Origin of the sequence: Delftia acidovorans SPH-1, assembly GCF_000018665.1 — a bacterium.
GTDB classification, from domain to species: domain Bacteria; phylum Pseudomonadota; class Gammaproteobacteria; order Burkholderiales; family Burkholderiaceae_C; genus Comamonas; species Comamonas acidovorans.
This window is the reverse complement of the sequence record NC_010002.1, coordinates 6,520,767-6,535,847: the sequence shown is the minus strand read 5'-3', so window position 1 is coordinate 6,535,847 and position 15,081 is coordinate 6,520,767. Positions and strand designations below refer to the sequence as shown.

Below are 15,081 nucleotides of genomic sequence, written 5' to 3'. Positions count from 1 at the left end.
CATGAGCAGCGGCATATCCGATCCGCGACTGGCCCGCTTGGCCCAGGCCTACGAGGCCCTGCGCCGCGACAACCTGCCGGCGCTGCTGTCCCTGTATGCCGAGCAGGCCCTGTTCAAGGACCCGTTCAACGAGGTGCGCGGCCACGCTGCCATTCAGCGCGTGTTTGCCCACATGTTCGAGCAGCTCGACCGGCCCCGCTTCGCCGTCAGCCACGGCGCGGTGCAGGGGGACAGCGGTTTTCTGCTGTGGGAGCTGGGCTTTGTGCGGGCATCCGGCCAGCCCATGCACATCTGCGGCACCAGCTACCTGGAGTTCGATGCGCAGGGGCTGGTGGCAGTGCACCGCGATTTCTGGGACCCGGTGGAGGAAATCTTCGCCAAGGTCCCCGTGCTGGGCGCCGTGGCCAGGGCGCTGCAGCACAAGCTCAGGGCACCGCAGTAAGCAGCCGGGCCAACTGCGCCAGGGCGCCGTCCAGCGCGTCGAAACGCGGCGCACCCAGGCAGATGCGCAGCCCGCTGGCCTGCTCCTGCGGGTCCACCATGAGCGAGCCCGGATCGGTCAGCTTCAAGCCCAGCGCCGCTGCGGCCGATACCAGGCGGCCGGCGGCTTCGCGCTCCATGGGCAGCCAGGCGTTGTAGGCCTCGGGGTGCAGCACCAGGCCGGAGCCACTCAGGTGCGAGGCAAGGTGTGATGCGGCCAGCCGGCAGCGCCGCTGTGCCTCATGGCGCAGGTCGGCCTGCAGGGAAGCGACCACGCCGTGCGACAGCCATTCATCGATCACGGCGCAGGAGAGGGCCGAAGGCGCCATGGACATCTCCTGCACAAGCTCCACAGCCGCGCCGCCCAGCGAAGCGGGCAGCACCAGCATGCCCACCTGCAGCCCCGGGCCCAGGGACTTGGACAGCCCGTTCACATGCAGCGTGATCTCGGGCGCCAGCGTGGCCAGATGGGCCAAGGATGCGTGATCGGGCAAGCAGGCGGCGTACACGCCGTCCTCGATGATCCAGGCGCCTGCGCTGCGGCAGATGTCCACGATCGCCTGCCTGCGCTCCGCGCCCATGGTGGCCGTGGTCGGGTTGTGCAGCGTGGGGGTGAGGTAGACCACCTTGCCTTCGGCGGCGGGAATGCCCTCCAGCGCATCGGCCAGCGCCTGCGGCAGCAGGCCCTGAGCGTCGATGGCCAGGCCCTGCAGGGCGCAGCCCTTGCGCCGGGCCAGGGCAATGGCGCCGGGGTAGGTGATGCGCTCGGTCAGCAGCCGGCCCCGGGGCCGACAGACCAGATCGAAGGCCAGGGACAGAGCCTGGCGCGCGCTGCTGGTCAGCACCATGTGGTCGGGTTCCACGTTCAGGCCCAGCGTCTGCAGCCAGCGCGCGAGCACGCGGCGATGCTCCAGGTGGCCCTGGGGCGGGGCATAGAAGTTGAAATGATCGGTATCGATGCTGCGCGCAATCCCGGTCAGCGTACGAGCCAGGACGCGCGCACTGATGGCGGCCGGCGGCGCGTTGGAAGACAGGTCGATGTCCTCGCCAGCCTGCGCCTGCTGTGACGCCACGAAGGTGCCCCGGCCCCTGACGCTGCGTGTCAGCCCCCGGCGCTCCAGCAGCGCATAGGCCCTGGTCACCGAGCCCAGGCCGATCTGCAGCCTGTCGGCCAGGTCCCTGTGGGCGGGAAGGCGGTCGCCGCCGGCCAGCCGGCCTTCGACGATGTCGTCGGCCAGGGCGCGCGCCAGCCGCTCTGCGGCACTGGCTTCAATGCGCGCAAGACGGGGCGTCCAGGGGGAGGGCAGGAGCATGGTCGGGGCAAGGAAAAAATGAGTGTGCCGTGACACTATTTCATTTGTCGATAGTGTAACGTTCACTCCATGTTCAGCCACATCACCGTCGGCGCCCGTGATCTCGAGCGGGCCGGCCGCTTCTATGACGCGGTGCTTTTCCCGCTGGGACTGCAGCGCCGCGCCGTCCAGCCCGATGGCGGGCCGGCCGCGCTGTGCTGGGTGGCGCCGCCGGCGGCATTGCCGCGCTTTTATGTCTACAGCCCCTTCAACGGCGAGCCGGCCACGGCGGGCAATGGCGCCATGGTGGCCTTTGTGGCCCCGTCGCCCGACGCGGTGGACGCGGCCCATGCCGCCGGCCTGGCCCGGGGCGGCAGCGACGAAGGCCCGCCCGGCCCGCGCCCGCACTACGGCGATGGCTACTACGGCGCCTACCTGCGCGATCCCGACGGCAACAAGGTCCATGTGGTGCATCGCGCCGATGTGCGGCCGTAGCGCGGCACGGGCCCGCCGCCCGTTTCCCTTTCTTTTCCTTTCCATGCAACAAGGACCGTCTTCATGAGCATTGCCGTTCATATGGTCGACGTTTTCGCCAGCGGCCCGCTGTCCGGCAATCCGCTGGCCGTGATCACCGGTGGGCAGGCGCTGACCACCGCACAGATGCAGCAGCTGACACGCTGGTTCAACCTCTCCGAAACCGCGTTCCTGCTGCCGCCCACGCAGGCGCAGGCCGACTACCGCGTGAGGATTTTCACGCTGGACCGGGAGATGCCTTTTGCCGGCCATCCCACGCTGGGCAGCTGCCATGCCTGGCTGTCCCAGCACGGTGCGCCCAGGAACGCAGGCCACATCGTCCAGGAGTGCGGGGCGGGACTGGTGCAGATACGGCAGGAGCATGGGCGGCTGGCATTCGCCGCGCCGCCCATGCTGCGCTTTGGCGCGCCCACCGCCGATGAGCTGGATGCCGCGCTGCGCATGCTGGGCATCACTGCCGAAGAGGTGCAGGCCGCCTCGTGGATAGACAACGGCCCCGGCTGGCTGGGCATCCGCCTGGCCTCGGCCGAGCAGGTGCTGGCGCTGAACCCGGCCCGGCAGTGGCCCACGCGCATGGACGTGGGCGTGGTGGGGCCCTATGCCAGGGGTGTCGGCGGTGCCAGCCCTGCCGCCTGCGAGGTGCGCGCCTTCTTCTCCGATCACCAGGGCGCCATCGTCGAAGACCCCGTCACCGGCAGCCTCAACGCCTCGCTGGCGCAGTGGCTGTTTGCGACGGGGGTGATGGACAGCGACTACATTGCCGCCCAGGGCCGCTGCCTGGGCCGTGACGGCCGCATCTTCCTGACCCGTGACGGCACGGGCCAGGTCTGGGTGGGCGGCACTGCGCGCACCCATGTCGAAGGCGCACTGAGCGGCCTTTGATCCACACCGGAAGAACCCACGAATGACAGCGATCCAAGAGAGAGCGCGCGCTCCCGTCTCATCGGCCAGGGCCAACCTGAAAATGCTGGTGCGCTACAAGGCCTGGGCCAACGGCCTGACCTTCAAGAGCGTGATGGAGCTGCCCGAAGGCGAGGCCCTGAAGCAGCGCCCCACGAGCTTCGGCAACATGGTGCGCACGCTGAACCACGTCCTTGTGGTGGAGGACATCTTCAGGCACCACCTGCAGGGCCGCAAACATGGCTACACCATGCGCAACACCGACCACACGCCCACGCTGCCGGCGCTGTGGGAATCCGTGCAGGCAATGGACCGCTGGTATGTGGAATTCGTCGATGCGTGCCCGGACGAAGTCCTGGCGAAGGTCGTGCACTTCGAGTTCGTGGGCGGCGGGCAGGGCGCCATGACGCGCGAGCAGATCGTGCTGCACGTGGTGAACCACGGCAGCTACCACCGTGGCTTCGTGAGCGACATGATGTACCAGGTGCCCTTCGTGCCTCCGGCCAACGACCTGCCGGTTTTCCTCAGGGATTGCTACCGCGAAGACAAGGGCTGACGTTGAAGGTGGAGCGCCCCGGTCATCAGGTCAACCGATTGCCGGGACACGCAGGGACGAAACCGGAGCCCCCTGCGCCATGGCGCCCGTGAGGGCGGCGGGCCGCATGGGGTCTTCTGCCGGAGTCTGTGGCAGTGCAAGTGGCTGTGGCAGTAGCTGCGACTGCGGCTGCGGCTCTCGGGCCACGGTCCATCCCTTGCGCAGCGCTCCGGCAAAGCCGTCTGCCACGCGCGAGTAGGCGCGCCCGCTGGTCATCACGCGCGGCCGCGCGGACCAGGCGATGCGGGCGCCGCTGGCTGCCAGGCGGTCCACCAGGTCCTGGTCCTCGCCGCAGCGGCGCGCCTCGAAGCCTCCGACATTGCGGTAGTGCCAGGCCGAGATGCCCAGGTTGGCGCCATGCACATGGCGGTGGCCGTCGCGGTCCATGTAGGTGGACTCGAAGTGCCGCTGGGCCGCGCCCGCGTGGGCGCCGTGGGCAGACCAGTCGGGCACTGCCACCGTGCCGCAGACCACGTCGGCCTGCAGCGCCAGCTGGTCGGCCAGCCAGCTCGGCGAGACTGTGGTGTCGGCGTCCGTGAAGGCCAGCCAGCGGGCGCCCAGCAGCAGCAGGTATTCGGACCCCAGCGCGCGGGCCTTGCCCACGTTGCGCGCGGCAATCGGCAAGGGGATGGCGGGCCAGCGGCGCACGGCCGATTCGGTGGCGTCCTGGCAGCTGTCCAGCACCACGACGACGGCCACGGTCTCGCCCTGCAGGTCGGCGTGGGCCGCCGCGCAAAACACGCTGTCCAGGCAGCGGCCTATGAGGTCTTCCTCGTCATGGGCTGGGATGCACACGCCGATCATTTTTCAGTCCTTTCAAGGGTTCTTCTGCCAGATGTCCAGCTGGAAATCCGGCTCGCAGTGGCTCAGCAGCAGGCGCAGCTGCGCATGGGCCGCCACGCTGTCATGCAGGGCCTGCGTGGTCTGCAGGCGGTCGTGCGCGTCATGCCGCCAGTGGCACATGAGCCAGTGGCCGCCGCCCTGCAGCGAGGCCAGGCACTGGCGGTTGAAATGTGCCAGCGCCGCATCATCGAAGTAATAGGCCAGTTCCGAGACCACGATGAGGTCGAAGCCGGCCTGCGGCACCTGGGGCACCTGCGGCCATTGCCAGGGCAGGGGCAGGGCCTGCAGGTCCAGGCGGGCGCGGTCCTGTGGCGCCATCCGCTCGCGGCACAGGTCCACGGCCCTGGCCGAGAAATCGACGGCGCACAGCCGCTCGCAGCGCTGGAGCAGCCGCTGCGTGGTTTCGCCATTGCCGCAGCCGGGCTCGAAGCCGTGGGCATAGCGCTCGCGGGGCAGGGCGGCCAGCAGCAGGTCGCGCTTGCGCCGCTCGTACCAGCGCGATGCGACCTGCCAGGGGTCGGGGTCGGCCTGGTACATCTGCTCGAAGTGCTGCCTGGCGCCGTTCATAGAAACACCACTTCAAACGGGCGCAGCAGGCGCTGCGTGGCCCAGGGCGGCAGGATGGCGTCGCGGCCCGTGGACGGGTCGGGCAGCAGCTGGCTGCGAAAGCACGACAGGGCCTTGCGCTTGAGCGCCAGTTCCTGCGGTGCCAGCGCAATGGCGGCGGCGCGGTGCCAGGGCACGCGCGTGTCGCCGGGCTCGGCCCAGTGCCAGGCCCAGATGGGCAATTCGACAAGCCGGCAGCCCGTGCGCGCGGCCGCCGTGGCGCAGGCCTGGCCGGTGGCCTCGTGGTCCGGGTGACCGTCTTCGCGCCAGGTGCACAGCAGCGCGTCCGAAGGCCGCAGCAAGGCCTGCAGCTGCACAAGCAGCTGCGCTGCGTGGTCGGCGATATGGCCGTCGGGCAGGCCCAGGCGGACCACCTGCGCTGCCGGGGCGAGCAGGGCCAGCGCCTGGTTGCTCTCCTGCACGCGTGCACAGGCCAGCCGCTGCGGCGGCCACAGCGTGGAGCCGGGATGGCTGGCGCCACCATCGGTCACGGAAATGACGAGGCAGGGCAGGCCCTGCTGCGCGCAGCGGCGCAGCAGGCTGGCGCATCCCAGGATTTCGTCATCGGGGTGCGGTGCCACGATGACGATGCGGCTGCGGCCCTGCAGCAGCTCGTCCAGCGCCAGCGGCACGGGCTGGCGCTGTGCGAACCAGGCCTGCCAGCTCGACTCGGGCGTGCCCTGGCCTTCGATCAGGCGGGGCTTCACAGCGTCCATGCGCAGGCTCCTGCACCTTGTGCCTGTGCCTGCGTCCTTTCGGCCAGCAGGCGGCCCAGCGCCGCCTGGTCGCGCTCGGCGTGGCTTTGGCGGATGAAAACGGGCAGGTCGGCCATCAGCAGGGCCAGGCTCTTGTTCTTGCACAGCGGCCCCGGGCCGATGGCGCGCGGCACGCGCCGCAGCACATCTTCTGCGGCGGCTTCCACGGCCAGGCGGGCGCGGCTCACGGCCAGCAGGCAGGGGTCCGAGGGCCTGGCATCGATGCAGGCCGCAGCTTCACGCAGCAGGCTGGCTGCGCTGCCCAGGGACACGTCCAGCGCGCCCAGATGGGCCAGGCGATGCGGGTCCCCGCCCTGGATGGCGGCCTGCAGCAGATGGCTGGCAATGCGGGCGGCGGCACCGTACCAGCAGGCGGCCACGCCCGCGCCACCGTGGTGAAAGCCGGGGCGGCTCAGGTACTGGCCCGGGGCCCCGACCAGCACGCCGGTGGCGCCGTCGAAGTGCACATCGGCGCTGGCGCTGGCGGCCATGCCCACGGCCTGCCAGTGGCTGTCGTCCCTGCGTATGCCGGGCTGGTCCATGGTGACGGCGATCAGGCAGCGCTGGCCGTCTGCCAGCCAGCCGCTGACCAGGGCGCGGTCCACGGCCCGTGCGCCAGAGCACCAGGGCTTGTGGCCGGACAGGCGAACCGCCGAGCCTGCCTGCAGCGCCGTGCGTTGCGTGGCGTCGGGAGATGCCGCCGTGGCCTGCACGCGCTCGCCCGGTGGCTCGGCGCACCAGACGGCCCAGCGCAGTCCCTCGGTGGCCAGGTCGGCCTGCAGTTCGGACAGGATGGCCAGTGCATCGGTATGGCCTTCGTAGAGCTTGGCCAGGCCCAGGCTGTGGGCGGCCACTTCGGCCAGCGCCCTCCAGCGCTGCAGCGTATGGCCACGGCCCGGCAAGGGCAGGCGGTCGGCGCTCTGGGCCACCAGCAGGGCCAGCTGGTCCGAGGGTGACAGCTCCTCATGGCCGTGCAAGGCCCGGGCCAGCGTCTCGCTGTCCGTCCACGCCTTGGCGTACTCGTTGTTGTGCTGGGCCATCACCGCTCACCTTTCCTTGTGTGCCATGCGCAGCCCTGAAATGAATGGGGCGGGCCGGGCGTTGCCATCGTGCCGGCTTGCCGAAGCCGCCGCCGCAGGAGCAGGAAGCCATTACCTGTCGGAGACCACCGATCGGCTGGCGTCCAGGGCCAGGGCGTCCGCCGGGCAGGCGGGCAACTCCAGGCCCAGCGGCGGGCGTTCCTGCCTCATAGACGGCACGGGGATGCCGAAGCCGGCTTCTCTTTCCTTGCTCCAATCCCTGTCACGGCGCTCCTGCGGCCTGGTCTCCTTCAATGCGGACAGAAAGGCCTTGCGCCACCAGTGCACGTCCTGCTCGCATACGCGCTGCAGCAGCCGCTGGTGGCGCTGGCGCCGTTCGTGCAGCGGCATGTGCAGGGCCTGCTGCACCACGGCGGCCGTGCCATGCACGTCATAGGGATTGACCAGCAGCGCCTCGTGCAACTGCTCGGCCGCGCCCGCAAAGCGCGACAGCACCAGCACGCCCGGGTCGGCCGGGTCCTGGGCCGCCACGTACTCCTTGGCCACGAGGTTCATGCCATCGCGCAGCGGGGTGACCAGGCCCACGGCCGCCGCACGGCACAGGCCCGGAATGCTGTCGCGCGGCAGGGTCTGGTGGATGTAGCGCACGGGCATCCAGTCCAGCTCGCCGTAGTCGCCGTTGATGGCGCCGCACAGCGATTCGAGTTCACGCCGTATGTCGGCATACGCGTCCAGGCCCTCGCGCGTGGGCGAGCCGATCTGGATCAGCGTGGCGCGGCGGCGCTGCTCGGGATGGCGGGCCAGCAGCTCCCGGAAGGCGCGCAGGCGCTGCGGCAGGCCCTTGGAGTAGTCCAGCCGGTCTATGCCCAGCAGCAGGCGGCGCTGGGCGTATTCGTGCTTCATGCGCTCGTACATGTCCCGCGAGGCGCCGCCCTGTGCAAGCGCCATGAAACCATCCACATCGATGCCTATGGGGAAGTCGCGGCAGACCATGCGCTGGCCATGGGCGCGGAATGCGCCGTCACCCAGGGTCTGGCCGCCCGCCTCCTCGCAGACATAGCGCTCGAAATGCTGCACGTCCTGGCGTGTCTGCAGGCCCATCAGGTCATAGGCGAACAGGCAGCGCATCAGCCATGCATGCTCGGGAATGGCCGCCAGCAGGGTCGGTGGCGGCAGCGGGATGTGCAGGAAAAAACCGATGCGCTGGCGGCAGCCCAGGGCGCGCAGCTCGGCCGCCAGCGGGATCAGGTGGTAGTCATGCACCCAGAGGATGTCGTCCTCCGCCAGCAGGGGCAGCAGCCGGCGCGCAAGCAGCTGGTTCACGCGGCGGTAGCCGGCCGCAAGGCCCGTGTCGAAATTCGCCAGGTCCAGCCGGCCATGGAAGACGGGCCACAGCACGCCGTTGCTGTAGCCCGCGTAGTAGCTGTCGTGGTCCGCACGGTCCAGGTCCACGGTGGCCAGCGTGACCTTGCCTGCCTGGGTCCGGTGCACATGCCCGGCAGGGGCGGCGGCGTGGCCATCGGTGACCGTGCCGCTCCAGCCGAACCACAGGCCGCCGGTCTGCCGCAACGCATCGCCCATGGCCACGGCCAGGCCGCCTGCGGCTGCCTTGGCCGGGTCGGCCACGCGGTTGGAGATCACCACCAGCCGGCTCATGGCAGGGCCTCCGCGCAGGTCTGTGCCGCCAGGTGCATGCATGCGCACTGCAGCCAGGCGTGCACGGCCTGCGGGCTGTCCAGCCGGTGGCGGGCACCGCTTGCGCCTTCGCCCACCTTGATCGCCATGCCGCCGTGCGCCTGCACCACGGCAAAGCCGCTCTCGTCCGTGACATCGTCACCGGCAAACACGGGGGTGCGGCCGGCGAACGGCTCTTCGCGCAGAAAGGCCGCAATGGCGCGGCCCTTGTCCACGCCCGCAGGCCTGACCTCCAGCACGCATTTGCCGTGCAGCAGCTCCAGACCGGGCAGGTGCCTCAGTGCGCGGCTCAACGTATCCAGGCACAGCGCCGCCAGCTCTGGCGCACGCCGGTAGTGCAGTGCGACCGAGGAGCGCTTGCGCTCCACCAGCAGGCGGGGATGATCGGCCGCCAAGGCATTGCACATCTGCAGCACGGTCTCTGGCAGAGCCAATGGCTGCGGGTGCAGGCGGCCTGCGCCATCCCGCCGCTGCAGGCCGTGCTCGCAGGCGGCGGGCAGATGCAGCGGCGCCAGAAAGTGGTCCAGCACCTCGAGCTGCCGCCCCGTGACGATGGCCAGCGCCCCCCCCAGCATGCCTTGCAGCCTGGCCAGCATGGGGATCAGGGCGGGGTCTGGTGCTATGACGTCCGGGGTCTCGGCCAGCGGCACAAGCGTGCCGTCGAAGTCGAGGAACAGGGCGGATCTGCAGGTGGGCAATGGGGGTGTTTCCATGGAAGCGCCAGGGTATCGGTTGCCGGTTTCGTGGATCGACATCAGGAAAGCGTCTGCTGCCATGGCCTGCTCAACGCTCGGCCTTGATGGAGCCGCGGATGTTGGTGATTGCCAGGCAGGCCTGCAGCGTCACCAGCGCCCAGGCGCCGGAGGACCATCCCCACAGTGCCCACAGCACATTGCTGAGCATCAGGATCCAGAAGCCCACATTGCGCCGTTGCGCAGAACGCGAGCCCACCCACCACGCGCCAAGGATGGAGGCCAGGAAGGCAGGCCACTGAAGCCAGTCGGGAATGTCGGGCATGGGGTTTCTCTCTGAAGGAGGGCAGGCGCCTCAGTTGCCGGGCCGTGCCGGGTCGTCCTCGTCGATGGAGTGGCATTCCTTGCAGGCTCCGCTCTCGCGCGCGCGGGCGGCCAGGTTGACGTAGAAGGCCGCCACTTGCTGCAGCTGCTCCTCGTCCAGCCCCTCGATGCCGATCATGCGGTTGCTGGCAATCTTGTTGGCTGCCAGCAGCTCGTTGAGCTTCAGGTGCAGGGCCACGCTGTCCTTGTTCTGGCTTTGCTGGATGAGGAACACCATCAGAAAGGTCACGATGGTCGTGCCCGTATTGATGACCAGTTGCCAGTTCTCCGAGAAATGGAACATCGGGCCTGCCACGGCCCATACGGCCACACAGATCAGGGCCACGCAAAAGGCCATGGGCGTGCCGGCCCAGCGCGTCACCCTGCTGGCGAAATGATCGAAGGCCGACAGCAGGCGCGAGTGGTCGGCATACGAGGCGCTGCTGGTCTCGGGCATGGAGCCCAGGGCATCTCCCGGTGTGCGGCGGCCTGGTGTGGAACTTGTGCTTTGCATGGGGAAAACCGTCCGGAAAAATCGATCAAGGCTGCTTGCGCACCATCTTCTTGCGCTGCTCGGCATCCAGTCCCGGCGTCTGGCGCATGTCGGTGTCCACCTGGCCGGAGGCGATGTCGTCATGGGCCTGGCGCATCACGGGGTCGGGCGCATCGCTGGTGGCGTCGATGCTCTGGTCGCGCTCATGCGGCAGGCGCAGGCCCTGTTCGGGCTCGCCCGATTCGCCGGGCGCGTGCGGTGCCTTGCCCACCTGGCCGGGCAGCTTGGTGCGGCCGTCGCCCGATGGCTTGGGCTGCTTTTGTGCAGAGGGCTGGGCAGCGGGAGTGGTCTTGTCTTTCATGGCGTTGTCCTTTCATTCATGGGCGTCCGCAGGGTGCGTCTTGGCCATGCTCTCCCCGGTTGCGCAGGGCCGTCGTGGGACCACGCCGAAAGCGCAGGAACGACAAGATGCCCCATGCCGGAACATGGCCGGCAGGCACGCCGATTGCCCTGTGCCGGGGTGCGAAAAATGGCCACAGGCCGCTGGCGCGATGTCCGCAAGGGCAGGGCGCTGCGTTCCTACGGCACATGGCCGCAAGCGCGCACGCCGGACGGCTGCTGCGGCCATCAGCATAGGAATCACTTTCAACTGCCAAGGAGCACATTCCATGACGCAATCGAACCCCGCAAACCGTGACCCGCTGTCCGACGCACCCGGCGCGCACCCGGTGGGCACCGGCATAGGCGCAGCAGGCGGCGCCGTCACCGGCGCTGCATTCGGCGCAATGGGCGGCCCCATCGGCGCTGCAGTGGGCGGCGTGGCCGGTGCCGTGGTCGGCGGGCTGGCCGGCAAGGGTGCGGCCGAGGCCGTGAACCCCACGGTTGAAGATGCCTACTGGCGCGATGCCTACCAGAGCGAGCCCTATTACGTGGCTGGCCGCAGCTACGAGGAATACCGCCCCGCCTACGAGCTGGGCTGGAACGCTGCCGCCGCACGCCGCGATGCCGACTTCGATGCCTTCGACGCCGAGTGGGAGCGCGAATGGACCACGCGCCGTGGCGCCAGCCATCTGGACTGGGACCAGGCCCGGCCCGCAGCCCGCGCCGCCTGGGCGCGCGCAGGCAGCCGTGATGTCCGTGACGAGACGGGCACCATCGTCGCCCCCGCCTATACGGGCGATATCGACAACGACGATGTAGTGGACGTGCTCAACGACCTGCTTGAATCCTGCCGCGATGGCGAGTACGGCTTTCGCACCTCCTCCGAGAACGCCGACTCGCCCGACCTCAAGGCCCTGTTCATGCGCCATTCCACCGAGTGCGGTGTTGCCGCGCGGGAGCTGGAAGCGGAAATCCGCAGGCTCGGCGGAGAGCCGGCATCGGGCGGCACGGTGGCCGGCGCGCTGCACCGGGGCTGGGTGTCCGTGAAGACGGCCCTGACCTCGCAGGACGACAAGGCGGTGCTGGAGGAATGCGAGCGCGGCGAGGACTCCGCCCTCGCCCAGTACCGCAAGGCGCTCAAGCAACCGCTGCCACCGGCCGTGCGCGTGGTGGTGGAGCGCCAGGCACAGGGTGCCCAGCGCAACCACGATGAAGTGCGCGACCTGCGCGACCGTTACCGCAGCGCAGCCTGACCGCACATCCCGCGCACCGCGCGGGCCACGGAATCGTCAGCCGCCCACGCCATAGGGCGCAAAGCGGCTGGCGTTCTCATCCACATGCAGCGCCTTTCCCACATAGGGAAAGGCGCGCTGCGTGCACTGGTCGCGTTCGCAGACCTTGCAGCCCATGCCGATGGGCGTGGCCGATTCCGGATCGCCCAGGTCCAGCCCCTTGGCATAGACCAGGCGCGCGGCATGGCGTATGTCGCAGCCCAGGCCGATGGAGAAGGTCTTGCGCGGCGAACCATAGCCGCGCTGCCCGTGCGAGACCGAGCGTGCAATCCACAGGTAGCGTCGCCCGTCGGGCATGCTGGCCAGCTGGCGCAGCACCTGGTCGGGCTGGCCGAAGGCCTCGTACACCGTCCACAGCGGGCAGGTGCCGCCCGTGCGGCTGAAGTGGAAATGCGTGGCCGACTGGCGCTTGGAGATATTGCCCGCGCGGTCCACGCGCACGAAGAAGAACGGCACGCCCGGCGCGCCCGGCCGCTGCAGCGTGCTCAGCCGGTGGCAGACGGTTTCAAAGCCCACGCCAAAGCGCTGGCCCAGCAGGTCGATGTCGTAGCGCAGCTGCTCGGCCGCCTCCAGGAACAGGTCGTAGGGCAGCAGCAGCGCGCCCGCAAAGTAGTTGGCCAGGCCCACGCGGGCCAGCTTGCATGACGCCGGATCGCCCTGGAAGGCGGCGGTGGCGATCAGCCGGTCCAGCGTGTCGCCCATCTCCAGCAAGGCCAGCTGCGTGCCCAGCTGGAAGGCCTGTTGCGCAGGCTCCAGCGCCGAGGACAGCCACAGCGAGCGCGTGGCCGGGTCGAAGCGGCGCTGGCTTTGCCGGGAGTCTTCCAGTCGATGCACCTGCACGCCGTGGCGCTGCTGCAGCCGCCGGACCAGCCAGTCCGCCAGATGGCCCGGGTCCGCGCGCGCCTCGCCGGCCAGGGCCTGGGCCGCGCGGTCCACTTCATCGAAATAGTTCTGGTGCGCAAAGAAGAAATCGCGCACGGCCTCGAACGGCATGGTGCGCGCCACCGGCATGTCCGAGCGGTCATCGCCCAGCCTGAGCGCCATGCTCTCGATGCGCTCCAGGGCTTCCAAATGGCGGCGGTGCAGCGCCATCACGGCACGCCCCAGCGCCGGCATCTGCGCGGCGACTTCCTGCAGCTCGGGCAGGGCAATGGATTCGGGCGACTCGGCAAGGGCCTCGCGCAGGCCGGCGACCAGGCGCGCTTCCTCGTCCTCCGAGAACTGCTGGATATCGACGCCCAGCGCACGGTTGAGCTTGAGCAGCACCGACACCGTCAGCGGCCGCTGGTTCTGCTCCAGCTGGTTCAGGTAGCTGGGCGACAGGCCCAGCGCGTGGGCCAGGGCGATCTGGGACAGGCCGTGCTCCGCGCGCAGTTTGCGCAGCTTGACGCCCATGAATGTCTTCTTCATGCCTGTTTCCTCGGGTGGCTGTTATTCGCAGAATTCGCAATATCGTGGAATTCGTTTCGCAAGAATTCGCCTTTTCAGCCCTATGGCTGAGCCGCTATTTTGCGTAGATTGCGAAGCATGACAACACCCGCTGGAACCGCCGAGCTGCGCGAACTGGTATTGCCCGCGCTGGCCAACCACCACGGCACGCTGTTCGCAGGCCAGGGCCTGCAGCTCATGGCCAAGGCCGCCTTTCTCGCAGCGCGCAGCCTGGCGCAGCGCGAGGTGGTGATGGCCGCCGTCACCGGCATCGACTTCCTGGCGCCCGTGCCCGTGGGCCACGAGATCGTCCTGCGCGGCTGGGTCAGCCGCGTGGGGCGCAGCTCCATGACGGTCTGCGTCACCGCGTCGGCCCAGGCACCGGGCATTGCCTGCGAGGACGTGCTCAAGGGCCTGTTCGAGATGGTGGCTGTCGATCACAACGGCCTTCCCGCCGCCATTGCCCATTCCTATCTGAACCAGGAGACCCTTCCATGAGTACCACGATCATCGACGCGCCATCTGCGCCATCTGCGCCAAGTGCACCATCTGCGTCCGCATTCAAGCCCAAGAAATCCGTCGCGCTGTCGGGCGTGACTGCCGGCAACACGGCGCTGTGCACCGTGGGCCGCTCGGGCAACGACCTGCACTATCGCGGCTACGACATCCTGGACATTGCCGAGGTCTGCGAGTTCGAGGAAATCGCCCATCTGCTGGTGCACGGCAAGCTGCCCACGCGCCCCGAACTGCAGGCTTACAAGACCAAATTGCAGGCGCTGCGCGGCCTGCCGGCCAGCGTCAGGCAGGCGCTGGAGCAGCTGCCTGCCGGCGCTCATCCGATGGATGTGATGCGCACCGGCGTCTCGGCCCTGGGCTGCGTGCTGCCCGAAAAGGACGACCACAACCTGGCGGGTGCCCGCGACATTGCCGACCGGCTCATGGCCAGCCTGGGCTCCATGCTGCTGTACTGGTACCACTGGAGCAATTCGGGCCGGCGCATCGAGGTGGAGACCGACGACGACTCCATCGGCGGCCACTTCCTGCACCTGCTGCATGGCCACCGGCCGTCCGAAGGCTGGGTGCGCGCCATGCACACCTCGCTCAACCTCTATGCAGAGCATGAGTTCAACGCCTCCACCTTCACGGCGCGCGTGATCGCGGGCACGGGCAGCGATATGTATTCGTCCATCGCGGGCGCCATCGGTGCGCTGCGCGGCCCCAAGCATGGCGGCGCCAACGAGGTGGCCTTCGAGATCCAGAAGCGCTACGACACCCCCGACGAGGCCGAGGCCGACATCCGCCGCCGCGTCGATGCCAAGGAAGTGGTGATCGGCTTCGGCCACCCGGTCTACACCGTCAGCGACCCGCGCAACGTGGTCATCAAGGGCGTGGCCAAGCGCCTGTCCGACGAGGCGGGAACCACCCGCATGTACGACATTGCCGACCGGCTGGAATCGGTGATGTGGGAGGTCAAGAAGATGTTCCCCAACCTGGACTGGTTCAGCGCCGTCAGCTACCACATGATGGGCGTGCCCACGGCCATGTTCACGCCGCTGTTCGTGATCGCGCGCACCAGCGGCTGGGCCGCGCACGTGATCGAGCAGCGCCAGGACAACAAGATCATCCGCCCCAGCGCCAACTACACGGGGCCGGATGACCAGAAGTTCGTGCCCCTCGATGCGCGCGCCTGAG

The 15,081-nt window shown here is 69.1% G+C and carries 18 protein-coding genes; 7 read left to right on the top strand and 11 right to left on the bottom strand.

Annotation, left to right across the window (positions count from 1 at the left end; translation table 11 throughout):
* Position 1: 1 nt before the first annotated feature.
* Positions 2 to 442: a nuclear transport factor 2 family protein gene (locus DACI_RS29720; protein ID WP_043782985.1), complete on the top strand. Its 441-nt coding sequence runs from the start codon at positions 2 to 4 to the stop codon at positions 440 to 442.
* Here DACI_RS29720 and DACI_RS29715 read toward each other — a convergent pair.
* Positions 426 to 1,793, bottom strand: a complete 1,368-nt coding sequence (locus DACI_RS29715; protein ID WP_012207675.1) for an aminotransferase-like domain-containing protein — start codon at positions 1,791 to 1,793, stop codon at positions 426 to 428. The two genes, DACI_RS29720 and DACI_RS29715, sit on opposite strands and share 17 nt — an antisense overlap.
* Before the next feature lie 69 nt (positions 1,794 to 1,862).
* Here DACI_RS29715 and DACI_RS29710 point away from each other — a divergent pair, with 69 nt between their 5' ends.
* From DACI_RS29710 to DACI_RS29700, 3 genes are all read left to right on the top strand, one after another.
* On the top strand, positions 1,863 to 2,267 hold the full coding sequence (locus tag DACI_RS29710; RefSeq protein WP_012207674.1) for a VOC family protein: 405 nt from the start codon (positions 1,863 to 1,865) through the stop codon (positions 2,265 to 2,267).
* A 63-nt stretch (positions 2,268 to 2,330) separates the two neighbouring features.
* A complete protein-coding gene (locus DACI_RS29705) occupies positions 2,331 to 3,188 on the top strand; it encodes a PhzF family phenazine biosynthesis protein (RefSeq protein WP_043782983.1) in 858 nt (285 codons plus the stop codon).
* 22 nt (positions 3,189 to 3,210) lie between these two features.
* The gene (locus tag DACI_RS29700) at positions 3,211 to 3,762 is read left to right on the top strand and encodes a DinB family protein (RefSeq protein WP_043782981.1); all 552 of its coding nucleotides are present in this window, start codon (positions 3,211 to 3,213) and stop codon (positions 3,760 to 3,762) included.
* A 30-nt stretch (positions 3,763 to 3,792) separates the two neighbouring features.
* Here the strand turns inward: DACI_RS29700 and DACI_RS29695 are convergent, their stop codons facing one another.
* From DACI_RS29695 to DACI_RS29655, 9 genes are all read right to left on the bottom strand, one after another.
* Positions 3,793 to 4,605 carry a glycosyltransferase gene (locus tag DACI_RS29695; RefSeq protein ID WP_012207671.1) on the bottom strand — a complete coding sequence of 271 codons (813 nt, stop codon included), beginning with the start codon at positions 4,603 to 4,605 and terminating at the stop codon, positions 3,793 to 3,795.
* A 12-nt stretch (positions 4,606 to 4,617) separates the two neighbouring features.
* A complete protein-coding gene (locus tag DACI_RS29690) occupies positions 4,618 to 5,211 on the bottom strand; it encodes an SAM-dependent methyltransferase (protein WP_012207670.1) in 594 nt (197 codons plus the stop codon).
* Positions 5,208 to 5,966 carry a PIG-L deacetylase family protein gene (locus DACI_RS29685; RefSeq protein ID WP_012207669.1) on the bottom strand — a complete coding sequence of 253 codons (759 nt, stop codon included), beginning with the start codon at positions 5,964 to 5,966 and terminating at the stop codon, positions 5,208 to 5,210. Before DACI_RS29685 ends, DACI_RS29690 begins: the two co-directional genes overlap by 4 nt.
* Entirely contained in the window at positions 5,954 to 7,045 is a 1,092-nt protein-coding gene (locus tag DACI_RS29680) for an acyl-CoA dehydrogenase family protein (protein WP_012207668.1), read from the bottom strand. The genes DACI_RS29685 and DACI_RS29680 overlap by 13 nt, the downstream gene beginning before the upstream one ends.
* A gap of 111 nt (positions 7,046 to 7,156) precedes the next feature.
* Positions 7,157 to 8,701, bottom strand: coding sequence for an alpha,alpha-trehalose-phosphate synthase (UDP-forming) (locus DACI_RS29675; protein ID WP_012207667.1), 1,545 nt, complete (start codon positions 8,699 to 8,701; stop codon positions 7,157 to 7,159).
* Positions 8,698 to 9,516 carry a trehalose-phosphatase gene (gene otsB / locus DACI_RS29670; protein WP_012207666.1) on the bottom strand — a complete coding sequence of 273 codons (819 nt, stop codon included), beginning with the start codon at positions 9,514 to 9,516 and terminating at the stop codon, positions 8,698 to 8,700. The genes DACI_RS29675 and otsB overlap by 4 nt, the downstream gene beginning before the upstream one ends.
* Positions 9,517 to 9,523: 7 nt before the next feature.
* Entirely contained in the window at positions 9,524 to 9,757 is a 234-nt protein-coding gene (locus tag DACI_RS29665; RefSeq protein WP_012207665.1) for a hypothetical protein, read from the bottom strand.
* A gap of 30 nt (positions 9,758 to 9,787) precedes the next feature.
* Positions 9,788 to 10,309: a low affinity iron permease family protein gene (locus DACI_RS29660; protein WP_012207664.1), complete on the bottom strand. Its 522-nt coding sequence runs from the start codon at positions 10,307 to 10,309 to the stop codon at positions 9,788 to 9,790.
* Between the two features lie 25 nt (positions 10,310 to 10,334).
* Positions 10,335 to 10,649, bottom strand: a complete 315-nt coding sequence (locus DACI_RS29655; protein ID WP_012207663.1) for a hypothetical protein — start codon at positions 10,647 to 10,649, stop codon at positions 10,335 to 10,337.
* 307 nt (positions 10,650 to 10,956) lie between these two features.
* On the opposite strand from DACI_RS29655, the gene DACI_RS29650 reads away from it, so the two are divergent.
* On the top strand, positions 10,957 to 11,922 hold the full coding sequence (locus DACI_RS29650) for a ferritin-like domain-containing protein (RefSeq protein WP_012207662.1): 966 nt from the start codon (positions 10,957 to 10,959) through the stop codon (positions 11,920 to 11,922).
* 36 nt (positions 11,923 to 11,958) lie between these two features.
* Here the strand turns inward: DACI_RS29650 and DACI_RS29645 are convergent, their stop codons facing one another.
* A complete protein-coding gene (locus DACI_RS29645; protein ID WP_012207661.1) occupies positions 11,959 to 13,371 on the bottom strand; it encodes a short-chain fatty acyl-CoA regulator family protein in 1,413 nt (470 codons plus the stop codon).
* Between the two features lie 117 nt (positions 13,372 to 13,488).
* Between DACI_RS29645 and DACI_RS29640 the strand changes: the two genes are divergently transcribed.
* Positions 13,489 to 13,887, top strand: coding sequence for an acyl-CoA thioesterase (locus DACI_RS29640; protein WP_012207660.1), 399 nt, complete (start codon positions 13,489 to 13,491; stop codon positions 13,885 to 13,887).
* Positions 13,884 to 15,080: a bifunctional 2-methylcitrate synthase/citrate synthase gene (gene prpC, locus DACI_RS29635; RefSeq protein WP_012207659.1), complete on the top strand. Its 1,197-nt coding sequence runs from the start codon at positions 13,884 to 13,886 to the stop codon at positions 15,078 to 15,080. Before DACI_RS29640 ends, prpC begins: the two co-directional genes overlap by 4 nt.
* The last annotated feature ends 1 nt before the right edge of the window (position 15,081 follow it).